The sequence below is a fragment of the Kitasatospora sp. NPDC051984 genome, assembly GCF_044593455.1.
Lineage (GTDB): Bacteria > Actinomycetota > Actinomycetes > Streptomycetales > Streptomycetaceae > Kitasatospora.
On the sequence record NZ_JBIUCB010000021.1, the window covers coordinates 15048 to 37550 of the forward strand.

Below are 22503 nucleotides of genomic sequence, written 5' to 3' on the forward strand. Positions count from 1 at the left end.
ACCCCGGCCCGTTGCTTTCAGCGCTTGCGGACGAGGGTGATCCCGTCGGCCATCATCAGCAGCGACAGCTCCACCCGGGGGTCCTCGTGCAGGGCCCGGTTCAGCGCCCGGACCCCGGCGGTGTCCGGGTCCACGGCGGCCGGATCGGCGACCCGGCCGAAGAAGAGGGTGTTGTCGACCACGATCAGACCGCCGGCGCGCAGCAGCGCCAGCGAAGTCTCGTAGTAGCGGACGTAGTTGGTCTTGTCCGCGTCGATGAACACCAGGTCGAAGCTCTCCGGTCCGCGCTCCGCCAGCAGCGCGTCCAGGGTCGCGGCGGCATCGCCGATCCGCAGGTCGATCCGCGCGTCGACCCCGTCCCGCTTCCAGAACTCGGCGCCGATGGCCGGCCACCGCTCCTCGATGTCGCAGGACACCAGCACCCCGTCGGCCGGGAGGGCGCGGGCCATGCACAGGGTGCTGTAGCCGGTGAAGGTGCCTATCTCCAGCACCGCCCGGGCCCCCGTCAACCCGACCAGCAGGGCCAGCAGTTGGCCCTCCTCCGCCATCACCTGCATGGCGGTGCCGCCCGGCAGGTCCGCGGTGGTCTCCCGCAACTCCCTGAGCAGATCGTCGTCACGGAGGGAGACCTCCCGGACGTAGGCGAGCAGGTCGCGGGTGGCTGTTGTCTGGTCGGCCATGGCGAAGGGTCCTCTCGGAGGTGATCGGGGTCGGGGGAGATCAGGTCGAAAAGGATCGGGGCGAGGGACGGGCGGGCCGCCGGGAGGTCACCCGGCGCGCATGTACGGCTGGTCGTGCTGCCGGACGGCGACCGCCTGCGCCCGCTCGTGGGCGTAGGCCTGCAGCAGCGCGTCCAGCCGGTAGCGGCCCGCCGTCGGCGCACCCAGCAGGTTCGCCTCGACCAGGGCGTCCAGGGCCTCCTCGGCCTGCTCCTCGGAGCAGCCGAACATCATCGCGACCCGGCTGCCGGAGACGGAGCACGCTCCGGCGGCCCCCAGCGCGGTGAACACCTCGGCCGGGTCGATCCCGGCCGGAGCGGTCCGCCGGAGCCCGGCATGGTCGGCGTCGAGGCAGGGCCGGACACCGAGGTCGCCCGCGTGCAGTTCGTCCAGCAGCTGCGGGGCCTCGGTGAGCCGTCGGGCTAAGTACCCGATGCTCCAGTGCGGGCGCTCCAGCAGCCGGGTCCCCGCGATCCGTATCGCCAGCGGCAGGCCCGCGCAGACCGTCAGCACTGCACGGGCCGCCTGCGGTTCGGCACCGACCCTGGCCGGGCCGACGATGCTCCCCAGTAGCTCCAGCGACCCGGCCTCGTCGAGCGGGCCGAGCTGGAGGGTGCGCGCCCCCTCCAGGTCGGCCAGTCGGCGCCGGCTGGTCACCAGCAGTCTGCTGCCCCCGCTGCCCGGTATCAGCGGCCGCACCTGCGCGGTGCTGGAGGCGTTGTCGAGCACCACCAGCAGGCGACGGCCCGCGGTGAGCGAGCGGTAGAGGCTCTCCCGCTCCGACGACTCCTCGGGTATCTCGTCCCGGGGCACCCCGAGGTCCGCCAGGAACCGCGGCAGGACCGCCCGGGCGGTCAGCGGCCGGGCGGCTCCGCCGAGATCCGCGTAGAGCTGGCCGTGCACCGAGGCGCCGCGTACGGCGTGCGCCGCGTGCAGGGCCAGCGCGCTCTTGCCGACACCGCCCCGGCCGGTCACCACCGCCGTCGCCACCATGCCCGCGGGCATCGAGCCGGTCGTGAGGAAGTGCTGCAGCCGGGTCAGCGCACCGGAGCGGGCCGACAGCGGCAGCGGCACCGAGGGGAGCTGCGCCGGACTCGGCCGGAAGGGTCTGTCCCAGACGGCGGCCGGCGCCGACGCGGGGGCCGCCGCCCGGGCCGTCGCGGGCTGCTCCGGCGAGCCGGGCGTACGGGGCCGGTCGGGGACCGAGAGGATGCGCCGGTGGACCTCGCGCAGATCGGCGCTCGGTTCGGTGCCGAGCTGCTCGACGAGCAGCACCCGGGTGCGCCGGTAGAGGTCCAGGGCCTCCGACTGCCGTCCCGAGCGGAACAGCGCCAGCATGAGCTTGCCCACCAGAGCCTCCCGCAAGGGGTGCTTCCGCACCAGCCGCACCAGCTCCGGCACGACCTCGGCGTGCCGCAGCAGCGCCAGCTCCGCGTCGAACCGCAGCTCCATCGTCTGCAGGCGCAGCTCCTGGAGGTAGCGGCCCTCCACGTCGCGCAGCGTCTGCGACGGGATGTCCGCCAGCGGCTCCTCGCGCCACAGGGCGAGCGCCTCGGCCAGCGCGGCGGAGGAGCCCTCCAGGTCTCCGCGCTCGGCCAGCTCCGCCGCGCGCCGGCGGTGGGCCGTGAACTGCCCGAGGTCGCTCTCGTGCTCGCCGAGTTCGAGGAGGTAGCCGGGCGCCCGGGTGAGGATCCGGGCGGAGGCGATCTCGCCCAGCGACTGCCGCAGGCGCATCACGTAGGTGCGGATGGTCGCGGCGGCACTCGGCGGCGGGGCGCCGTCCCAGACGTACTCGGCGATCCGGTCGACCGAGATCACCCGGTTGGCGTTGAAGAGGAGCGCTGCCATGACCACACGTTGCCTCGGCGCCGACACGTGCACCTCGCACGCGTTCAACCGGATGGAAAGCGGGCCCAGCAACAGGAAGTTCAAGGGGAGAGTCCTCTTCGTCGCACGGCCGGTGGACAACGCTGCCTCCAGCCTCTTTGGGGGACCGTGTACGCGTCAACGCGGTCCTGTCGGACCGGTGCCGCCGAGTCGGAGCCAAGTAAAGCCCACCGGATTGCTCCGTTTCGCAACGTCCTCGCCAATCACCGGAGAAGATGGCCGGAATTGACCCCGGACATGAGCGGATCGATGCGCTCCGGTGAGTACTTGCTGACATTCCGAGCGGTATGGCAGGCTGCTGTCATATGCGGTGCCCGTGAGTCGCCGATCGCCGTCGATCGAAGCTCTCCGTATAAGCGCGCACCCGACGGCCCGTCGGTGCGGAGGATGTCCTGACCGAGCACCACACCCCGCCCGCCGGCACCGCGCGGATTTCGAGAAGAGAATGAAAGGCCGACATGACCTCCCTCTCTTTGGACAGCGACCTGTGGTGCCGTCGCTTCCACCCCTCGCCGGCGGCCACCCGCCGCCTGGTCTGCTTTCCGCACGCCGGCGGCTCGGCGAGTTTCTACTTCCCGGTGTCCGCCGCACTGCAGGGCCCGGTCGACGTCCTGGCCGTGCAGTACCCCGGCAGGCAGGACCGCCGGGAGGAAGCCGGCGTCCACGACCTGCACCGCGTCGCCGACGAGGTGGCCCAAGCGCTGCGCCGCTGGGACGACCTCCCCCTGACCCTCTTCGGGCACAGCATGGGCGCGCTCGTCGCTTTCGAGGTGGCCCGGCGGATCGAGCGCGCGGGCGGCCGGATCGACCACCTCTTCCTCTCCGGCCGCAAGGGGCCGTCCGCGGACCGGCCCGACTCCTCCCACCCGGTCGACGACGAGGGCATCGTGGCCGAGCTCAGGGCCATGAGCGGCACCGACGCCCGACTCCTGGAGGACGAGGAACTGCTGGCGATGGTGCTGCCCGCGCTGCGCGGCGACTACCGCGCGGTGGGGGCCTACCGCGCCGACCGCGACGCCGCGGTCGGCTGCCCGGTCACCGCCCTGGTGGGGGACCAGGACCGCTGGGCGCCGGTCCCCGAGGTCGGGCGCTGGCGCGAGCGCACGACGGCCGCGTTCGACCTCAAGGTCTTCCCCGGCGGGCACTTCTACCTCAGCAGCCGGGCGGACGAGGTGACCGCCGTGCTCCGCGACCACCTCACCGGCGCGCTGCGCGCCTGAACGCCCGGACGGCGGGGAAACGGAGGTGCCCGGCTCAGGGGTACGGACACCCCGTGTTCTCCCGGAATTCCCCGAGTCCTGGGAGAGGACGGGATGCGCCGTTCCTCCGTCTCCCGCCGTGCGAGTCCACCTGGAGTTGCCGCGGGCCGAGAAAATCCCTTTCGAAGGCGGGAAATGCAACTCCGCCACTGTGCTGCCGGAGATTTTCCCAGATCCGGATATCGTCTCGATATCGCGTCGCGAGACTGGTTACCGAGCGTCCGGTCGGACGCCGGATTCTGCGGCATTGTGCGGCCGGGTTCACTCTGCCGCACCACGCCCAATCCGCACCACCGTTCCCTCCTTTCACACCATTCACAGGAGCTGTCATGAGTCTGGGGTACCTGTTCGGCGGCGGCGTCGGGACCGAGCCGCACGGCCTGGAGCTCTACCGGACCTACGAGGTCGTGCAGGACTGGTACGAGCAAGTCTCCGCGTGGACCGGACTGACGGTCGGACAGATCCTGGAGGAGGACCTCCCGACCGCCCAGGAGGAGCGCCAGAGCGTCGGCACGGTCCGCGAAGCCGCCCTCGCGATCGGCGTGCACGACGTGCTCGCCTCGTTCAACCTGCGCCCCGCGGCCATCGGCGGCCTCAGCCTCGGCGCGATGACCGCCAGCTGCCTCGCCGGATCGCTGGGGCGACGGGAACTGTTCGAGATGCTGGCCGGATCCCGCGACACCCCCGAACCGCCCGCCGAGGACCCGCGGCAGGGCATAGCCATCGCCTTCGGCTCCCTCGACGACGGCGCCCCCTCCCACCCCGGCGAGAACGTCCCCGGCGTCTACCTGGCGGGCGACTTCGGCCCCACGGCCGACGGCACCAAGCGCATCATGATGCTCGCCGGCCACGCCGAAGCACTCGGCGCGCTCGCCGCCGAGGTCCCGCCGGGAACGGTCGTCCCGCTCCCCGGCCGCACCATCGCCGTCCACACCCCGCTGCGCCGGCCCTACCGCGACTTCATGGCCCCGCGGATCGACGCGATCCCCTTCGGCGACCCCGAGATCCCCCTGCTGTCCTGCCTGGAGCCCAAGGTCCTGCGTACCGGCGCCGACGTCAGGGACCTCTTCCAGCGCAACTCCACGGACCCGATCAGCCTGGTCGACGTCTACACCGGGATGAAGGAGCAGGGCGTACAGCTCGGGCTGGTGATGGGACCCTCGATTCCCGAGGGCATCCTCGCGTTCCCCTTCCCGGTGGTGCACATCGAGCGGCCCGAGCACGTCGAGCAGGCCCTGACCACCGCCTACGAGCTCGGCATCGACCTCTCCGGCGCCCCGGCCCTGTCGTGACCGCCCTCACCGGCGCCGACCCGGACACCCAGATCGCGCGATGGCTGGACACCGACCTCGACGAGTGGACCCGCGCCGTGGTCCGGCGGCACTTCGACCCGGTGACCGGAAGCCCCTACTGGCTCGGGCAGGCCCCCAAGCTGGACTTCGACCCGCGCGACATCACCCGCTACGACCAGCTCGTGGCCTTCGGCCCGTTCCCGCTCGACCGGCTGCGCACGCAGGACCCCGCGGACCTCGTCCCGCTGTCGGTGCCCAGGCCGCTCGTCGGCCGGGTCTGGGACACCGGTGGCACCACCGGCACCCCCTGCCGGGCGTTCTACACCCCCGACATGCTGCGGCACCGGGCGCTCTGGCGCCGCTGGTCGTTCGTCCGGGAGGGCTTCGCACCTGGCCGCACCTGGCTGCAGGCCACCCCCACCGGACCGCACCTGATCGGCAACGGCGTCCACGAGGTCTCCGAACTCCACGCCGGCCAGGTGTACGCCGTGGACATGGACCCCCGATGGGTGAAGCGCCTGATCCGGGCGGGACGCATGGCCGAGGTCGGCGACTACACCACCCACCTGCTGGAGCAGATCGCCGACGTCCTCGCGCCGGGCCGGGTCCACTACGTCAACACCACCCCGGCCCTCTTCCAGGCCCTCCGCCAGCACCGGCCCGAACTGGTCGCCGCCCTCGACGGCGTCCGCCTGAGCGGCACCCAGATCAGCGCCGACATGTACCGGACCTTCACCGCCGCCCTGCAGGGCGGGATCTGCGGGCTGACCTACGGCAACACCTTCGGCAACGCGGCCTTGCTGGACATCGAACGGGACGGCGAACTGATCAGCTACGTCCCGAACTACCCGCAGGTCACCATGGCGGTGGTCGACAAGGCCGACCCCATGACCACGGTCGCCCCCGGCACGGTCGGCCAGGTACGGCTCACCGTCCTCCACGAGGACCTCTTCCTCCCCAACATCCTGGAACGCGACCAGGCCCTCCGTCACCCCACCGACCACTGGCCCACCGACGGCGTCGCCAACGTCCGCCCCCTCCAGATCGCCAGTTCGTCCCCCGAGGGCCTCTACTGAGCCAGGGGCGTCGTGGCGGGCCGGGGGACCGCCCCGCTCGGGTGGGGAGTGGGGCGGTCGGGCGGGTCAGGACTTCGGGCCGCAGAAGGTGAGGTCGATCAGGCTCAGGACGGCCGGGGTCAGTTCGGCGCCCTTCTGCGGGTCGTAGGGGTTCGCCGAGATGGCGATCTGGCGGGTGCCGGAGCGGTCGCCGAACAGGTAGGTGACGTAGCCGTGGATGCCGCCCGGGTGGCCCCAGACCTCGCCGCAGGAGGTCCGCAGCTGCATCAGGCCCAGGCCGTAGCGGGTCGGGGGCTGCTCGTCCGCCGCCACCGTGGTGGTCATCTCGGCGAGCTGCGCGGGGGCCAGCAGCCGGCCGCCGAGCAGCGCCGCGTTGAAGCGGGCCAGGTCGTCCGTGGTGGAGATGATCTCACCGGCCGCGCCCGCCATCGACGGGTTCAGCTCGGTGATGTCGGCCGGCCCGTCGGGCAGCGCCAGGTAGCCGTGGCTGTGCGGCCCCGGGACGGTGGTCGAGGTGCCCGGCAGGAAGGTGTGGCGCAGGCCCAGCGGCTGGAGCACCCGGTGGTTGACCTCCGTCCGCCAGTCGTTGCCGGTGACCTGCCGCACCAGTTCGCCCAGCACCAGGTAGTCGGTGTTGGAGTAGTGCCAGCCCTGGCCGGGCGGGAAGTACGGCGGGTGCGAGACGCCGATCGCGATCAGGTCGCGGGGGGCGAGGGTCTTCCACCGGTCCACGGCGAGGAGTTGACGCAGCGCGTCGTCCGACTCGTACGCGAACTTCGGGTCCTCCAGGAAGTCGAACAGGCCCGCGGTGTGGTTCAGCACCTGGCGGACGGTGATGTTCGCGCCGTTCGGGATCATGCCCGGCAGGTAGCGCTCGATCGGGTCGTCCAGGCCCACCCGGCGCTCCGCCGAGAGCTGGAGCACGACGGTGGCGACGAACGTCTTGGTGACGCTGCCCGCCCGGAACTCCCCGTCCACCGGCGCGGGTTGCCGCGTGCTCAGGTCGGCGACGCCCGACGTTCCGCGCCACACCGCCCGCCCGTGGTCGCGCACCTCGGCGACCGCACCGGTCGCACCCGCCCGCACGGTCAGCGCGTCCAGCCCCTGCTGGAGCGCGGCCCGCGGCGGGACCGGGCTGCCCACGGTGGCTGCCCCGGCCGTGGGTGCCAGGGCGAACACCGACGCACCCGCCAGCAAGGACGCGGCCAGCCGCAGCGCGGATCGGTAATTCTTCACACGAGTCTCCTTCGACAAACGCTCAGATCAGAAGGGGGTTCGTCGCCGACAGCCTCACGGCTCCGGCGCCCCCACGGCATCACTCGCCGGGAGGAGAGACCGGAATGGAAGATCATTCTCCGGACGGAAGGGGGTGCGCCGTGACCCCGTCGAACGACGGGGAGCGCGGGGTGTGTCACGGGCGCCCACTAACGTCCCGGGCATGAACGACTCCTCGCACGACCGTCCCGTCGTCACGCGCCTGGTGGACGGCCGGATATGCGCCTACCGGCCCTCCGGCAGCGCGGTGGGCGAACTGGCGCCCGTCGCCGTCTTCCGGCCGGTGGCCGGGGACGAGGTGGTGAGCCTGGCGGTGCCGGCCGACCTCGCCCGGGCGTACTACGCCACGGCGGACGGCGTGGTGTGCGTGGCGGCGGACGGACAGCAGGTGTGGCGCTTCGGGTTCGCGCCGGAGCAGGGCAGGTCGTGGAGTCACGCGCCGAACTGCGCACTGGCGCCGGACGGGCGGAGCGTCTGGGTCTACCAGCCGGACGTGATGGCCGGGCGCGGCGAGGCCGACCTCTGGACGGTGCTGGACGCCGCGACCGGCACGCTGCTCGGGCGGGCCGAGTTGGAGACGGTCGGTCAGGGCGGCGAGCAGTGGGTGGACCGGGCGAGCGGGGCGATGCTGCTCGACGTCGGCGAGGGCCAGGACGGCACCACCGTGTACCGGGGCACACTGACCGAGGCCGGCCTCCGGGTCGAGCACCTGCCGTGGGACGACCGTTGCCCGATCGGCATGTCGCCCGACGGCCGCCACCTGCTGACGGTCGATCACGGGCAGGAGGACGCCACCGTGCTCGCGCTCCCCGGCGGCGAGGTGCAACTCACCCTCGCCCTGGGCGACTTCGGCGACGACGCCGAGCCGGAGGCCGTCGTCGAGTGGAGCGGCGGGTACCTGGACGCGGACACCCTGCTGCTCGTCCTGGCCGGCGAGACCGAGGACGAGCAGGAGTGGTTCCGGACCTACCGCGTCGATGCCCACGACGGCCGGGTCCTCGGCGAGTTGACCACCCACGGTGAGCATGCCTACGACCTGCAGCCGCTCGGCGACGGCAGCTGGCTGACCAGGGGACCGGCCGGGCACCCCGTGCGGTGGCTCGCACGCTGAGGTGGTGGGCGTCAGGTGGTGGGCTTGCGGGCCTCGATCAGGGTGCGGGAAGTGGTGGAGACGAACGCGCCCTCACGCGCGATGTGGTCGTGCAGCTCGCGCAGGCGCTCGTGGTAGCGCTCGACGGTGAAGTCCGGCACCGCCCAGACCACCTTGCGCAGGAACCAGACCACGGCGCCGACGTCGAAGAACTCCAGCCGCAGCCGCTCGTTGCGGCACTGCACGATCTCCAGCCCCGCCGCCCGGGCCTGCGCCGACTCCACCTCCGGCTCGCGCGAGTCGCCCACCTCGAACGGGCCGAGGAAGTACGCGGTCAGCTCCACGTTGGAGCGGCCGCCGACGTGCTGCGCGAAGTAGCTGCCGCCGGGGGTGAGGACGCGGGCGATCTCCGGCCACTGCACCGCGATCGGGTGGCGACTCGTCACCAGGTCGAACGCGCCGTCACAGAACGGCAGTTGGGTGCCCTGCTGGTGCGTCACCAGGGCGGCGCCGAGCGGGTGCAGCAGGCGGGTGGCCCGGGCCGCGTTCGGCGGCCAGCCCTCGGTGGCGGCCAGGGTGGGCGGGAAGTTCTTCGGCCCGGCACCCGCCAGCACCTCGCCGCCGCCGGTCTGCAGGTCGAGCGCGGCGGTGGCGGCGGAGAGCCGCTCGCCCAGCAGTCGCTGGTAGCCCCAGGAGGGGCGCTGCTCGGTGGCCCGGCCGTCCAGCCAGGAGAAGTCCCAGCCGTCGACCGGGGCGCCGGCCGCCTCGTCGAGGAGGGCATCGAATGAAGCGTCCATGGCATGCATTCAACCCTGCCCCTCCCGGCTGCCGGTAGAGGTTTTCGCGCGGTGTCCACCAGGTCCGCCGGAAGGTCCGGCGGCTCGGGTGAACCGGCCTCCGTCGATCAACTCTCGTTCGGCAGCGCCCTGTGGAATGATCACGCCATAGCTGCAGACAGTAGCCGCACCATTACAGGAGGAGACATGGCCGAGCGCCAGAACGGCACCGTCAAGTGGTTCAACGACGAGAAGGGCTACGGGTTCATCTCGCCCGAGGACGGATCGGCGGACCTGTTCGTGCACTTCAGGGCAATCGAGAGTCAGGGCTTCAAGTCTCTGGCGGAGGGGCAGAAGGTCACCTTCGAGGCGGTCCAGGGGCAGAAGGGGCTCCAGGCCGACAGGGTCCAGGTCGTCGGTTAGTCGCCGGTCGGGGGCGCTGCACCCGGGGACGCCGTGGCCGAACGTCCGTCGTCCGGGTGCGCGGCCGCCCCCGTCGGGTCTCGATCGCCGCCCCGGCCGCCGGCGTCGGGAGTTTCGGCCCGAGGGGCTGTTCAGTCCAGGCAGCCGGCGAAGTGGAGGTACTTCTCGGGGTGGTACATCTGGTCGAGGCCACAGCGCAGTCCGTCACCCTCGTCGTCGACGCGGATCATCCACGGGACCGGGCCGAGAAGGGCGCGGGTCATCGCTGACGGGGCCGTCGGTGAGGCAGAGCCATGACAGGGCCGCGCACATCCGGACCTCGGCGGGCCACGACGGGTCTTGCCGCCAGGCGTACATCCGGTCGATGGTGGCCGGGGCGCGGTCTTCCCGGGCAAGCCGGCGCATCGCCGGGACGAGGCAGGCGCGCACCGCAGGATCGCCCTCGGCCTCGAAGCGGGAGTGCAGGGATTCCATGACCGGCTCGGACCTGCCCAGGGCCGCAGCCAGGGCGTGGGCGGCGTGCTGCCGGACCTCCGGGTCGGGATCGCCGAGCAGCGGCACCAGCAGTTCGGCGTCTGCCGCCAGGGCTTCGCGAGCAGCCTGGACCGACCGGTTCGCCAGGCAGCCGGACGGTTCGAAGACCGGTCGGTCGTCGGCGCGGGCAGCATGCGGCAGGCCGGTGCGGCTGCCGTCGCCGAGGTGCCGGCGGCGGGCCGGGCCCGCGACGAGCGCCAGAAACGCGGCACGGTGGAGAGGGTGCCCGACGGCGATGCGGATCAGGACGCATGGAGGGTTTGCCGACAGTGTGTCGGCAACGGCGCAACTTAGGTTAGGCTCACCTTTGTTGTCGGGGGAATTCGATCTCTGGAGGCCCTGCCCCATGCCCAGCCCCACCCTGCTGCCCGTCCCGTTCTCCACCCAGCTCCGCACCGCCAGCGCGGAGGAGCACGAGGCGGCCGAACAGTCCTCCTTCATGAGCGACCTGCTCGGCGGACGGCTCGGCATCGAGGCCTACGCCGACCTCACCGGCCAACTCCTCTACGTCTACCGGGCGTTGGAGGCGCACCCGGCCGATCTCGCCGACCACCCCGTGGCCGGGCCGCTCCTCGACCGGGCCCTGCTGCGCACCGCCGCCATCGAACGCGACCTCGACCACCTGGCCGGCCCCGACTGGCGGGACACCCTCGCCCCGCTGCCCGCCACCACTGCCTGCGCCGAGCGGATCCACACCCTCGCGGCCGACTGGCCGGCCGGCTACCTCGCCCACCACTACACCCGCTACCTCGGCGACCTGTCGGGCGGTCAGATCATCCGTGGCGTCGCCGAACGCACCTGGGGCTTCGCGCGCAAGGGCGACGGCGTCCGGTTCTACGTCTTCGAGGAGATCGACAACCCCGCCGCGTTCAAGCGCGACTACCGCGCCAAGCTGGACGCCGCGGGCGAGCTGATGGACGAGGCGGAGCGCGGGCGGGTCGCCGAGGAGTGCAAGCGCGCGTTCACGCTCAACGGCGAGATACTCGCGGAGCTCGGCCGGCGGCACGCGCCGGTGGCCTGACGGACCGTCAAAAGCTCGCTGTTCGATGGGCGTTCTTCCGCAGGCCGGGACGGGGTGACACCGGCGCCGTTCGTTCGGGCATCATCGACGCCATGAGCGACACGCACCCCGACCGGCTGAACCAGTTGTGGCAGGACTTCCTCGCCCTGCCGTTCCCGCGCAGCTGCTACCGGCAGGCCCCCGACGGCGAAGACCTGGTCCTGCTCGACAGTCACCTGGCCGGCTGCGTGTCCTCCGCCCTGACCGGCCCGCTCGACCACCGTCGCCGCGAGGCCCTCCGGAACGGCATCGCCGCCGTCCACCGCGTCCTCCCCGCGCTCGGCGAGGACGCCGAGGCCCGCGAGTACTTCGTCCACCTGCGCGAACTCGCCGTCCTCGCCGCGGAACGCCAGGCACCGGACGGGGCCTCGTAGGACCAGAGCACCCGCCGAGGGGCAGCCGCACCAGGCCTGACGACCGGGCAGGCGAGTGGGGCTCGGTCTCACCGCCCGGAGCTCGCGGCTGCGGGGGGCGCAGGGGTGCGGTAGGCGGCGGCCTGGATGTCGAACATCCTCGCGTAGGCGCCGCCGAGTTCCATCAGCTCCCGGTGGCTGCCGCCTTCGACGATCCGGCCCTCGTCGAACACGAACACGCGGTCGCAGGCGGTGGCGGGGCCGAGGCGGTGGGAGACCAGGACGGTGATGGTGTCGGGGCCGGCGTACTCGTCGAGGACGGCGCGGAACAGCCGGTCCTCGGCGAGCGGGTCCATGCTGGCGGTGGGCTCGTCCATCAGCAGTACCGGGGCCTGCTGGTACAGGCCGCGTGCGCAGGCGACCTTCGACCAGTTGCCGTCGGAGAGTTCCGCGCCGCCCTCGAACTGCGGGCTCAGGACGGTCTGCCACCGCTGGTCGAGAGCGGCGATCACCCGGTCGGCGCCGGTTGCCGTCACGGCGCGCAGCGCGCGTTCGGGGTCGGCGGTGGTGACGCTGCCGGAGCCGATGGTGACGTTGGCGAGGGCAGACAGCGGCCAGTGCCCCGGGTCCTGGAGGACGAGGGCGACCCGGCCGGTGAGCGTGGCCGCGTCGAAGGTGCGCACGTCCACCCCGTCCCAGGCCACCGTGCCGGCCGTCGGCTCGTACAGGCCGGCGAGGATCCGCGACAGGGTGGACTTGCCGGAGCCGTTGGCGCCGACGAACGCGTACTTCTTCCCGGCCTCCAGGGTCAGACTCACGCCGTGCAGGGCCTGCTTGCCCTGCGGGTAGGCGAAGTGCACGTCGCTGACCGTGATCGTCTTCACCGTCTCGGGCGCGGGTGCCCCGGTGCGCGGCAGCCGGGCCCGGCAGCTCTCCTCGAAGCGGTTCAGGTCCTCCACCCACAGGGCGTTCTCGAACACCCGGTGTCCGGCGATCACCACCCGCAACAGGGCGCTCTGACTGGCCTGGATGGCGAGGTAGGCGGCGCCGCCGGTGGCCAGCGGCATCCACCCCGCGCCCAGCATCCAGGCGAGCGCCGCGTAGGTGGCGAACATGCCGATCCCGCCGAGCGTGCGGCCGGTGGCGGCCGCCCGGGCCTGGTGCTTGCCGAGGGCGACCTCCTCGCCGGTGATCCGTGCGGACAGCGAGTGGTACTCGGCCAGCAGCGCCTCCTGGGCGGTGGAGACGCGCAGCTCGGCAGCGGTGTCCCGCTCGTACAGCACCCACGCGAAGTGCATCATCCGGCGGCGCAGCGAACTCTGCCGCACGGCGGAGAGATAGCCGGTGCGGATGGAGTGGACGGACGCGGCACCCTTGGGGACGACGGCGGCGAGCAGCAGCACCAGCAGGACGGGGTGCAGGAGGCCGAGGACACCGGCCGCGCCCAGCAACGCCAGGACGGCGCTGGCGAGTTCGATCGTCTTGTCGATGGAGTCCTTGGCGTAGTACAGGCCGCGGTCGTGGGCGCGCCGGACCTCGTCGGCCCAGGTGGGATCGTCGACGGCGGCGAGTTCGACGCGGCCGGTCAGGGCCAGGAACTCGCCCTCCAACTGCTGGCGCACTCGCGGCCCGAGCCCCGCCTGCCAGTACGAGATGCCGGTGTCGACCACGGCCCGGAGCATCAGCAGCACGGCGACCAGCGCCAGCGCGGGCAGCGCCGCACGGATGCGCTCCTGGGTCGCGCCGCCCGCGAACACCTTCTGCATCACGCCGAGGCCCGCGAGCAGTCCGGCCGAAGCCATGGCGGCGGAGACGAGTTGCAGCGCCGCGACGAGGACGGCGGCGCGGCGGTCGGCCCGCCACGCGGTGCCCCACACCTGCCGGACGATCGCGGGCAGACGGCGGGCGATGGTCAACAGCCCGGTCCGGGCGGCCTCACCCTCGAACGTCTCCCAGAAGCCCCGGGTGACGTGCCTGCCGAGGTCGCCGCCGGTCGGCGCGGCCTCCATCCGCTCCGGGGGCGGCTCGAGGGCGGCGGCGCGGGGCCCGGGCAGGCGGGCTGCGGTGGGGTCGGTCAAGTGGCACTCCTGTGGGCCGAGTTGACTGCTTGCGGAGGTGGACCACGTCTGATGATGGTGCTGTTCGAATTCGGGGTTCAAGTGGCTCCGGCCTCTGGGCGGGTCCGGGTCGAACGGTGACGTTTCGAGCGTGCGCCGGTGTCACCGCAACGGGTCGGGCCCGGGCGGGAGCCTCGACTCCCGTCCGGGCCCGGTGCCGGGATCGGTCAGCCGGTGGTGCGGCGGCGGACCAGGACGGTGGTGGCGCCGCCCAGCAGGACCAGGCCGGCGGCGGTGGCGAGCAGCGGCATGGAGCCGGTGCCGCCGCCGGTGAAGGCGAGTTCGCCGCTGGGGCTGTCGGTGCTGGCGAGGGTCGCGCCGGTGCCGGTGGTGCCGGTGGTGCCGGTGGTCGGGGCGGTGCCCGGGGTCGGGAGGGTGGCGTTGCGGTCGAAGGAGAGGGTGACGGTCAGCGCGTCGAGGGCCTCGCCCGCGCGGTAGGTGCCGAATGCCGGGACGCCGTCGGCGGTGAGCTTGGCCGGGACCTGACGGAGCGTCACCACGCCGTTGACGGGCTTGAAGTCGGCCTTGGAGAGGTCGAGTTGGGCGAGGCGCACCGCGCGGAGGGAGACCGGCGAGCCGCCCCCGCGAGTGGCGGCGGAGACGTCGGCGACCAGGTACGCGCCGTCGGCGTCCACCCGGAGGCCCAGCTTGGAGAGCCGGGTGTCCAACTCGTAGTGGCCGTCGGCCGCCTGGTGGCCGAGGAAGCGGACCGAGCCCGCGAAGTCGGCCGTCAGCGTGTGGTTGTCGGTGCGGTACCTGCCGGTGGCCGACCCGAAGCGGTAGTCGTTCGCGCCGTCGTCGAACTGCACCTTGCCGCCGGCGATCGGCCCCGTCACGTAGCTGCGGAAGCCTTCCTTGACGCCCCACTCCAAACGGCCGTCGACGACTGCCAGTTCGTTGCTCGCCGGGGTGGAGGCGGAGGTCGAGGGGGAGGGGGAGGTCGAGGGGGAGGGGCTGGCGGAGGTGGAGGGAGAGGGGGAGGCGCTGGGCTGGGCCGACGGCTCGGTGGTCGGTTCGGTCGAGGGCTGGGTGGTGGGCGGAGAGGACGGCTCGGTGGACGGCCGGGTGGTCGGGGTCGGGGTCGGGGACGGCGAAGTGGTGGACTGCTTCAGGACGATGGACAGCGGGTCCAGTTCGGTACCGGCCTGGTAGAAGCCGGCGAAGGCCTTGGCGCCCTCCGCCGTGAGCTTGGCGGGGGTGGCGGTGCCGTTGGTGGTGTCGCGGGCGACGGTGAAGGTGGCCAGCGGGACGTCCTGGCGGAGCGTCGGGGTGGGGGCGCCGACGGTCTCCTTGGAGGCGGTGTCGGCGGTGAGGGTGCCGGTGCTGCCGCTGGTGGTGATTCGCAGGTCGCTGATGGCGACGTCGAGCGCGCCGCCGTGGGCGAGGAAGCGGACCCCGCCGTTGAAGGCCGCGTTCAGCGAGTGGGTCGTCGTGTCGTAGCCGGCGGAGGCGAGGTTGAAGTGGTACGAGCCGTCCGTGTTGACGGTTGCGCCGCCGGTCAGTTCGACGCTGCCGCCGCCCGCCGGGCCGGTGACGTAGTTGCGGAAGCTGGCCTTGACACCCCAGTCGAGCGAGCCGGTGTCGTAGGTGACGGCGGTGGGGGCGCCGGCGCCGAACGCGAGGCCGGGCAGGCCGAAGGCGGTCAGGCCGAGGCCGGTGGTGACGGCGGCGAGGGCGGCCAGGCGGGTGCGGTTGCGGTGGGACGTGGCGGTCCGGGACATGGGTGAAGGACTCCAGGAGGAAGGGGTAGAAAGGGGGGAGAGGTGGTCAGGGGCGGCGTCGGCGGACGACGAGCGCGGTGGCCGCGGCGGCGGCGAGCAGGGCGCCGAGGAGGGCGAGCGTGCTGGCGGACAAGCCGTTGTCGGTGTGGGCAGCAACCAAGTTGGGGCTGGCGCTGGGGCTCGGGGCGGGGCTGCCGAGGTCGGGGAGCGGGGGAAGGGCGGCCGCCGGGTCGAGGGCGACGGCGAAGGTCAGCGGGTCGAGTTCGGTGCCCGTCGGGTAGAGCGAGCCGAAGGCCTGGGCGCCGGGGGTGGTCAGGGTGAGGGGGAGGTCGGTGGCGGTGAGCAGGCCGTTCTCGGCCTTGAGTTCGGCTGCGGGGAAGGTGGCGAGTTCGGTGGCGGGGGAGGTGCGGGTGGAGCCGTCGGGGGTGCGGCCGTTGACGTCGGCGAGCAGCCGGCCCTGACCGTCCGTCACGGTCAGGCGGGGGTTGGCGAAGGTCAGGTCGAGGCCGAGGGTGTCGCCCTGGCGCAGGCCGGTGAAGTGGACGGCGCCGGTGAAGGACGCGTCCAGGGTGTTGGTGGCGGCGTCCCAGGTGCCGTGGCCGGGCGTCCAGCGGAAGAACGCTCCGCCGTCCGCCGCGCCGTCGGTGAGCTGCCAACTCCCTTGGGCGATCGAGCCGGTGACGTAGTCGCGGAAGGTCCGGCGGACACCCCAGTCGAGTGCGCCGTTGCCGAAGGAGGTGGCGGCGGGCGGGGCGGAGCCGGAAGGAGCGGAGGAGGACGGCGCGGCGGGGGGTGTGGAGGGCGCGGCGGGGGGTGTGGACGGCGCGGCGGACTTGAGGGTGACGGAGAAGTTGAGCGGGTCGAGTGCCGTGCCTGCCGGGTAGAAGCCGCCGAAGGCGTTGGCGCCGGCCGAGGTGAGGGTGGCGGGCACCTGGCTGAGCGTGACGGTGCCGGACGCGCCCTTGAGCGAGACCCCGGACAGTGAGAGGTCGGCGAGCCGGGCCTGTTCGGTGGACGAAGTCCGGCCGGTCTGGCGGGACTTGGAGCTGACGTCGGCGTACAGTGCGGCGCTGCCGTCCTCGATGGATCTGACGGTGAGCCGGGAGATGCTCAGGTCGAGCGCGTTGCCGCCGTTCTCCTGGTGGCCGGTGAAGCGGACGCCGCCCTGGAAGGCGGCGGCCAGCCGGCCCGTCCCCGGGTCGTAGCTGCCGGTCGCGGAGTGGAAGCGGAACGCCGAGCCGCCGACGGTGGACGCGCCGCCGGTCAGGGCCCATTTGCCGTTCGCCACCGGGCCGGTGACGTAGGTGAGGAAGCTCGCCTTGATCCCCCAGTCCAGTCGTCCGCCGGAGACGGTCGCGTCGGCCGCGGCGGCCCGTCCGGGGAGGCAGAGGAGCGTCAGCAGCAGGGCCAGCGGCAGGGTGAGGGCGGCGCGCGGGCGGCTGCGGGGAGCGGGGGGCCGTCCGGAGACGGGCATGGCGGATCACTCCTAGGGGAGGGGGGTGTTGAAGTGAGGTAAGGCTAACCTAATGTATGGGTCAAGTGTTCCGCCCTCGACCCCTCGGTCGGCTCCGTCGGGACGTCAACGCACCTGGAAAGGCCCGAGGTTGAGCACCACCCGAAGTCCACGAAGCCTGCGCGCCCGTGCGGGAGCCGCCCTCGGCGTCCTCGCCCTGCTGCTCGGCGCGAGCGCCTGCGCCACCGGCGCACCCGCCGCCGCGCCGAAGGCGCCCGGTACCGCACCGAAGGCGGCCGGCGCCGCGAACCCTGACCGGATCGAGGCGCTGCCCGGCACGCCGACGCCCCGACTGCCCGTCACCGTGCCGTCCGCCGACGGCCGCCAGGTGACGGTCGGCAGCGTCGAGCGGATCATCCCGCTGAACGGGAGCCTCGCCGAACTGGTCTTCAGCCTCGGACTCGGCCCGAACGCGGTGGCCCGGGACGTGTCCACCACCTTCGAACAGGCCGCCCGGCTGCCGGTGATCACCCAGGCGCACGAGGTCTCCGCCGAAGGCGTGCTCTCGCTGCGCCCCACCGTGGTGCTCGCCGACCGCAGCACCGGCCCCGCCGAGGCCGTCGAACAGATCCGCGCCGCCGGCGTCCCGGTGATCGTGCTGGACGACGCGAAGAAGCTCGACGACATCGGCTCCCGGATCGACCGGGTCGCCGCCGCGCTCGGCGTCCCCGAGGCCGGAGCGGAGCTCAAGTCCCGTACCGCACAGCAGATTTCCGAGGTGCAGGCACAGATCCCGGCGGCCGGCGGGGCCCGGCCCAAGGTGGCGTTCCTGTACCTGCGCGGCAGCGCCTCGGTGTTCCTGCTGGGCGGCCCCGACTCCGGCGCGCCCTCCCTGATCGAGGCCGCCGGCGGCGAGGACGCCGGCACCGCCGCCCACCTCACCGGCGACTTCACCCCGCTCACCAGCGAAGCCCTGGTCAAGGCCGCACCCGACGCGATCCTGGTGATGAGCAAAGGGCTCGAATCGGTGGGAGGCGCAGAAGGGCTGCTGAAACTCCCCGGCGTCGCCCAGACCCCTGCCGGACTCGACCACCGGATCGTCGCCGTGGACGACGGGCGCCTGCTGTCCTACGGGCCGCGCACCCCGCAGGTGCTGCGGGAGATCTCCGCCCAGCTGCACCGGGAGGGCAAGTGACCGAGACTCTGGAAAGTCCTTCAACTGCGCTGACAGGAAAGGCAGTTCGTAACAGGAAGCCGCTGCTGCTGGCCGCCCTCGGCGTCGCCCTGCTGGCCTGCGCGCTGCTCGCCGCCGGCACCGGCGCGTACCGGATCCCGCTCGGCGACATCCTCGCCTCGCTCGCCCACCGAGCCCACCTCGGCGGCCACCCGCTGGAGCGGGTCCCCGAATCGGTGCTGTGGAACGTCCGGCTGCCCCGGGTGGTGCTCGCCCTGCTGGTCGGCGCCGCGCTCGGCTGCGCGGGCGCGCTGATGCAGGGCGGGTTCGGCAACCCGCTCGCCGAACCCGCCGTGATCGGCGTCTCCTCCGGCGGCGCGGTCGGCGCCGTCGCCTGCATCGTGCTCGGCCTGGACGCCCTCGGCAGCTGGACCGTCACCGCCGCCGCGTTCGCCGCCGGACTGCTCACCGTCGGCGCCGTCTACGCGATGTCCCGCAGCGGCGGCCGCACCGAGGTGGTCACCCTGCTGCTCACCGGCGTCGCCGTCAACGCGTTCTGCGGCGCGCTGATCGGCCTGCTGCTGTTCACCGCCGACACCGCCGCGATCAGCCAGGTGACGTTCTGGCAGCTCGGCTCGCTCTCCCAAGCGAGCTGGAGCAAGGTGCTCGCCGTGCTGCCGTTCGCCGCCCTCGGACTCGCCGTCGCCCCGCGCTACGCTCGCCGCCTCGACCTGCTCGCCCTCGGCGAACGGCCCGCCCGCCACCTCGGCGTGGACGTCGAGCGGATGCGGATCGTGCTGATCACCGTGGTCGCGCTGCTCACCGCCGCCGCCGTCGCCGTCAGCGGCATCATCGGGTTCGTCGGCCTGGTCGTCCCGCACCTGCTGCGGATGCTCGCCGGGCCGGGCCACCGCTTCCTGCTGCCGGCCTCCGCCGTCGGCGGCGCCCTCGTGCTGGTCGCCGGCGACCTGGCCGCCCGCACCCTGGCCGCGCCCGCCGAACTCCCGCTCGGCGTCCTCACCGCACTCATCGGCAGCCCGTTCTTCTTCTGGCTGCTGCGCCGCACCCGACGCCGCCAGGGAGGCTGGGCATGACGGAGCTTCTGCACGCAGAGGGAATCGGCTGCGAGGTCGGCGGCCGTCCGCTGCTGACGGACGTGCGGCTGACGGTGCGCCGGGGCGAGATCCTCGCGCTGCTCGGCCCGAACGGCGCCGGGAAGTCCACCCTGCTGTCGGTGCTGGCCGGGGACCGCGGGCCGAGCAGCGGCGAGGTACGGCTGGACGGCCGTCCGCTCGCCGGGTACCGGCCGGCCGAACTCGCCCGCCGCCGTGCTCTGTTGCCGCAGCACCACGAGGTGTCGTTCCCGTTCGCGGCCGGGGAGGTGGTCCGGATGGGCCGCGCGCCCTGGGTGGGCACGCCCGCCGCGGGCGAGGACGAGCAGGTGGTGGCCGAGGCGATGGCCGCCACCGACTGCGCCCACCTGGCCGCCCGCCCCTTCACCGCGCTCTCCGGCGGCGAGCGGGCCAGGGTCGCGCTGGCCCGGATCCTCGCCCAGGACACCCCGCTGCTGCTGCTCGACGAACCCACCGCCGCGCTCGACCTCCGCCACCAGGAACTGGTCCTGCGGATCGCCCGGGAGCGCGCGGAAGCGGGCCGGGGCGTGATCGTGGTGCTGCACGACCTCACACTGGCCGCCGCGCACGCCGACCGGATCGCCCTGCTGGACGCCGGACGCACCGTCGCCGTCGGCCCGACCGGCGAGATCCTGGACGCCGCACTGCTCAGCCGGGTCTACCGGCACCCCGTCGAGGTGCTGGCGCACCCGCGCGGGGGCGCGCCCATCGTGCTGCCCGAGCGCCCCCGCGAAGCAGATTGACGGATCGTCGGCCCGGGAAGATCCACTCCTGGGCGACGACCGACCGGGGGAGATCCGGATCGCGACGCGGTCCGGGCGGGTGATCCCGCGCCGGCGGCCCATATGTCCGGGCCCGGCACGGGAACGGCAACCAGCAGTAACCGGACCACCCGGAGGCACTGTATGCACCTGACCATGGTTCTGCTGCTCACCCCCCTCGTCCTGGCCGGCGCCGTCAGCGCCACCAGGGCCCCCGCCCGGCGCGGTCGGCACCGCGCCGGGCCGCGCCGTCCGCATCCCTGACCCCGCATCACCAGTGCTGGTGTGATCGTCGGATCTGATGCTCCGGTTGGCCGTCCTCGAGGTGACAAGGCCCGTCAGGGGTGCTGGGCCCGGCGGTCGATGAGGGCGGCCAGGCCGTCCAGGATCCGCTCGATGCCGAAGTCGAAGGCGTTGTCGCGGCCTTCGCCCGGCTCGGCCATGGCGGACGCGAGGGCCGGGTAGCGGTCCGCGTGGGCCGCGACCAGCCCGCCGAGCGCGCGCAGCAGCTCCGCCTCCGGCGAACCCTCCCGGGACTGCCGCTGCTGGGCGGCGATCGCCCGTACGTGGCCGACCAGCAGCACGGCCGCGTCCATCCGCTCCGCGCCGCTCAGCCCGTGGCCGTCCAGCGCCGCCACCACCCGTTCCAGCCAGGCCAGTTCGCGCGGGCCGGTGAGCCGGGGGCCGGCGGACAGCGCGTCCAGCACCCACGGGTGGGCGGCGAACAGGGCCGCCATCCGGTGCGCCCAGTCGGTGAGCTGGTCCCGCCAGGGGGCCGCGCTCGGCGGCGGGGGCTCGCCGACCGTGTACTCGACCATCAGGGCGATCAGTTCGGCCTTGCCCGGCACGTACCGGTACAGCGACATCTTGGTGTACGCCAGCAGCCCCGCCACCCGCTGCATGGACACCGCCGCCAGGCCCTCGGCGTCTGCGATTTCGATCCCGGCCCGGGCGATCGACTCCAGGCTGAGGGCCGGCTTGGGCCCCCGGGTCGGCCGGGCCGGCGGGCCCCACAGCAGCCGTACCGCCGCGTCCTGCTCCGCCTGGTCGATCACGGGCCCTCCCCGGTGCCGGGCCGGCCTTGCGTCCGGCCAGAAATTGTGTCTACCGTACACAGCAGCAAACAGTGTCCGCGAGACACACTTTTTGCCCCGGGCCCGGGGAGGGCCCGTCGGACCTGCCTTCCGAGGGGGAAACACCATGCAGATCCTGATCTCCGGCGCCGGCATCGGCGGGCCGGCGCTCGCCCACTGGCTCGGCCGGTACGGCCACCGGCCCACGGTGGTCGAACTCGCCCCCGCGCTGCGGCCCGGTGGCCAGGCCGTCGACTTCCGCGGACCCACCCACCTGGCGGTGCTGCGGCGGATGGGCGTGCTGGACGAGCTCCGCAAGCTCGACACCGGCGGCAGCCCGATGACCTTCACCGACCGGCACGGCCGCGTCCGGCTCCGGCTGCCCGCCGACTTCGCCGGCGGCGAGATCGAGATCCCGCGCGGCGAACTCGCCCAACTCCTGTACCGGCACAGCGAATCCACCACCGAGTACCTGTTCGGCGACACCGTCACCGCACTCCAGCAGGACAACGGCGGCGTCCGGGTCGCCTTCCGGTACGGCCCCGAACGCCGCTTCGACCTGGTGATCGGCGCCGACGGGCTGCACTCCCGGATCCGCGCCCTCGCCTTCGGACCCGAACAGGACTACGTCCGCCACCTCGGCTACTACGCCGCCACCTGGGGGTTCCCCAACACCCTCGGCCTGCCCGCCGGCAGCACCGGCATCAACACCCCCGGCCGGCTCGCCGCCGCCGGAGCCGACCCCCGCGACCCGGCGCGGGCCGGTGCCTTCCTGCTGTTCGCCTCGCCGCGGCTCGACCACGACCGGCACGACACCGGCGCCCTGAAGTCCCTTCTGCAGCAACGTTTCGCCGACCTCGGCCGCCCCGTCCCGCACCTGCTGGACACCCTGCGCGAGGCCGAGGACCTGTACTTCGACTCGATCAGCCGCGCCGACGTGCCCCGTTGGTCCAACGGCCGGATCGCGCTGCTCGGCGACGCCGCCTGCGGCGCCACCATCGGCGGCATGGGCACCGGCACGGCGCTGGTCGCCGCGTACGTCCTCGCCACCGAACTCGCCCGCGCCGACGGCGACTTCCGCACCGCGTTCACCCGCTACGAGCGGGCGGTGCGCCCCTACGCCGAGCGCTGCCAGCGCGGCGGCGACCGCACCGGCCCCTTCCTCGCCCCGCGCACCGCCGCCGGGCTGCGGGTGCGCAACGCCCTGCTGGGCCGCGGCTGGATCCTCGACCGGATGCTCCGACTCGGCCAGGACGTCGCCACGATGGACCTGCCGGAGCCCGGGTGAGCCCCCGTCGGGGTGGTAATGCGGTTGCCCGCGTTCTCG

Annotated in this window: 20 protein-coding genes; 11 read left to right on the plus strand and 9 right to left on the minus strand. The window is 73.2% G+C overall.

Annotated features, from left to right (window positions below):
- Positions 1–17: 17 nt before the first annotated feature.
- Together ACIHEI_RS29605 and ACIHEI_RS29610 are read right to left on the minus strand one after the other, a co-directional pair.
- A complete protein-coding gene (locus tag ACIHEI_RS29605; protein ID WP_396608831.1) occupies positions 18–680 on the minus strand; it encodes a class I SAM-dependent methyltransferase in 663 nt (220 codons plus the stop codon).
- An 87-nt stretch (positions 681–767) separates the two neighbouring features.
- Positions 768–2600 carry a BTAD domain-containing putative transcriptional regulator gene (locus tag ACIHEI_RS29610; protein WP_396608905.1) on the minus strand — a complete coding sequence of 611 codons (1833 nt, stop codon included), beginning with the start codon at positions 2598–2600 and terminating at the stop codon, positions 768–770.
- Positions 2601–3064: 464 nt separating this feature from the next.
- Between ACIHEI_RS29610 and ACIHEI_RS29615 the strand changes: the two genes are divergently transcribed.
- From ACIHEI_RS29615 to ACIHEI_RS29625, 3 genes are all read left to right on the plus strand, one after another.
- Entirely contained in the window at positions 3065–3826 is a 762-nt protein-coding gene (locus tag ACIHEI_RS29615; protein WP_396608832.1) for a thioesterase II family protein, read from the plus strand.
- A gap of 368 nt (positions 3827–4194) precedes the next feature.
- Positions 4195–5157, plus strand: coding sequence for an ACP S-malonyltransferase (locus ACIHEI_RS29620; protein WP_396608833.1), 963 nt, complete (start codon positions 4195–4197; stop codon positions 5155–5157).
- Positions 5154–6233 carry an arylcarboxylate reductase gene (locus tag ACIHEI_RS29625; RefSeq protein ID WP_396608834.1) on the plus strand — a complete coding sequence of 360 codons (1080 nt, stop codon included), beginning with the start codon at positions 5154–5156 and terminating at the stop codon, positions 6231–6233. Before ACIHEI_RS29620 ends, ACIHEI_RS29625 begins: the two co-directional genes overlap by 4 nt.
- A gap of 66 nt (positions 6234–6299) precedes the next feature.
- Here ACIHEI_RS29625 and ACIHEI_RS29630 read toward each other — a convergent pair whose 3' ends face one another.
- Complete coding sequence (locus ACIHEI_RS29630; RefSeq protein WP_396608835.1) at positions 6300–7469, minus strand: serine hydrolase domain-containing protein; 1170 nt, start codon at positions 7467–7469, stop codon at positions 6300–6302.
- Between the two features lie 202 nt (positions 7470–7671).
- Between ACIHEI_RS29630 and ACIHEI_RS29635 the strand changes: the two genes are divergently transcribed.
- Positions 7672–8619 (plus strand): hypothetical protein, encoded by a 948-nt coding sequence (locus tag ACIHEI_RS29635; protein WP_396608836.1) that lies wholly within the window; start codon positions 7672–7674, stop codon positions 8617–8619.
- Positions 8620–8630: 11 nt separating this feature from the next.
- On the opposite strand, the gene ACIHEI_RS29640 is transcribed toward ACIHEI_RS29635, so the two are convergent.
- Complete coding sequence (locus tag ACIHEI_RS29640) at positions 8631–9395, minus strand: methyltransferase domain-containing protein (protein WP_396608837.1); 765 nt, start codon at positions 9393–9395, stop codon at positions 8631–8633.
- 186 nt (positions 9396–9581) lie between these two features.
- Between ACIHEI_RS29640 and ACIHEI_RS29645 the strand changes: the two genes are divergently transcribed.
- Complete coding sequence (locus ACIHEI_RS29645; protein ID WP_387641639.1) at positions 9582–9797, plus strand: cold-shock protein; 216 nt, start codon at positions 9582–9584, stop codon at positions 9795–9797.
- Between the two features lie 204 nt (positions 9798–10001).
- On the opposite strand, the gene ACIHEI_RS29650 is transcribed toward ACIHEI_RS29645, so the two are convergent.
- Positions 10002–10679: a hypothetical protein gene (locus ACIHEI_RS29650; protein WP_396608838.1), complete on the minus strand. Its 678-nt coding sequence runs from the start codon at positions 10677–10679 to the stop codon at positions 10002–10004.
- Here ACIHEI_RS29650 and ACIHEI_RS29655 point away from each other — a divergent pair.
- A complete protein-coding gene (locus tag ACIHEI_RS29655) occupies positions 10678–11352 on the plus strand; it encodes a heme oxygenase (biliverdin-producing) (protein WP_396608839.1) in 675 nt (224 codons plus the stop codon). The genes ACIHEI_RS29650 and ACIHEI_RS29655 overlap by 2 nt on opposite strands.
- A gap of 92 nt (positions 11353–11444) precedes the next feature.
- Positions 11445–11765, plus strand: coding sequence for a hypothetical protein (locus ACIHEI_RS29660; protein WP_396608840.1), 321 nt, complete (start codon positions 11445–11447; stop codon positions 11763–11765).
- A gap of 68 nt (positions 11766–11833) precedes the next feature.
- Here the strand turns inward: ACIHEI_RS29660 and ACIHEI_RS29665 are convergent, their stop codons facing one another.
- The 3 genes from ACIHEI_RS29665 to ACIHEI_RS29675 all read right to left on the minus strand — a co-directional run bounded on the left by ACIHEI_RS29665 (position 11834) and on the right by ACIHEI_RS29675 (position 17056).
- Positions 11834–13822, minus strand: coding sequence for an ATP-binding cassette domain-containing protein (locus ACIHEI_RS29665; RefSeq protein WP_396608841.1), 1989 nt, complete (start codon positions 13820–13822; stop codon positions 11834–11836).
- A gap of 206 nt (positions 13823–14028) precedes the next feature.
- A complete protein-coding gene (locus ACIHEI_RS29670) occupies positions 14029–15582 on the minus strand; it encodes an HtaA domain-containing protein (RefSeq protein WP_396608842.1) in 1554 nt (517 codons plus the stop codon).
- Between the two features lie 46 nt (positions 15583–15628).
- Positions 15629–17056, minus strand: coding sequence for an HtaA domain-containing protein (locus ACIHEI_RS29675; RefSeq protein ID WP_396608843.1), 1428 nt, complete (start codon positions 17054–17056; stop codon positions 15629–15631).
- A gap of 130 nt (positions 17057–17186) precedes the next feature.
- On the opposite strand from ACIHEI_RS29675, the gene ACIHEI_RS29680 reads away from it, so the two are divergent.
- Genes ACIHEI_RS29680 through ACIHEI_RS29690 form a run of 3 tightly spaced genes read left to right on the plus strand, consistent with a single transcriptional unit; the run spans position 17187 to position 20085 of the window.
- Positions 17187–18230 carry a hemin ABC transporter substrate-binding protein gene (locus ACIHEI_RS29680; protein ID WP_396608844.1) on the plus strand — a complete coding sequence of 348 codons (1044 nt, stop codon included), beginning with the start codon at positions 17187–17189 and terminating at the stop codon, positions 18228–18230.
- Between the two features lie 29 nt (positions 18231–18259).
- A complete protein-coding gene (locus tag ACIHEI_RS29685) occupies positions 18260–19303 on the plus strand; it encodes a FecCD family ABC transporter permease (RefSeq protein WP_396608906.1) in 1044 nt (347 codons plus the stop codon).
- A complete protein-coding gene (locus ACIHEI_RS29690; RefSeq protein WP_396608845.1) occupies positions 19300–20085 on the plus strand; it encodes a heme ABC transporter ATP-binding protein in 786 nt (261 codons plus the stop codon). Before ACIHEI_RS29685 ends, ACIHEI_RS29690 begins: the two co-directional genes overlap by 4 nt.
- A 356-nt stretch (positions 20086–20441) precedes the next feature.
- Here the strand turns inward: ACIHEI_RS29690 and ACIHEI_RS29695 are convergent, their stop codons facing one another.
- Positions 20442–21158, minus strand: a complete 717-nt coding sequence (locus tag ACIHEI_RS29695) for a TetR/AcrR family transcriptional regulator (RefSeq protein ID WP_396608846.1) — start codon at positions 21156–21158, stop codon at positions 20442–20444.
- 145 nt (positions 21159–21303) lie between these two features.
- Between ACIHEI_RS29695 and ACIHEI_RS29700 the strand changes: the two genes are divergently transcribed.
- Positions 21304–22464 carry an FAD-dependent monooxygenase gene (locus ACIHEI_RS29700; protein WP_396608847.1) on the plus strand — a complete coding sequence of 387 codons (1161 nt, stop codon included), beginning with the start codon at positions 21304–21306 and terminating at the stop codon, positions 22462–22464.
- Positions 22465–22503: the final 39 nt, after the last annotated feature.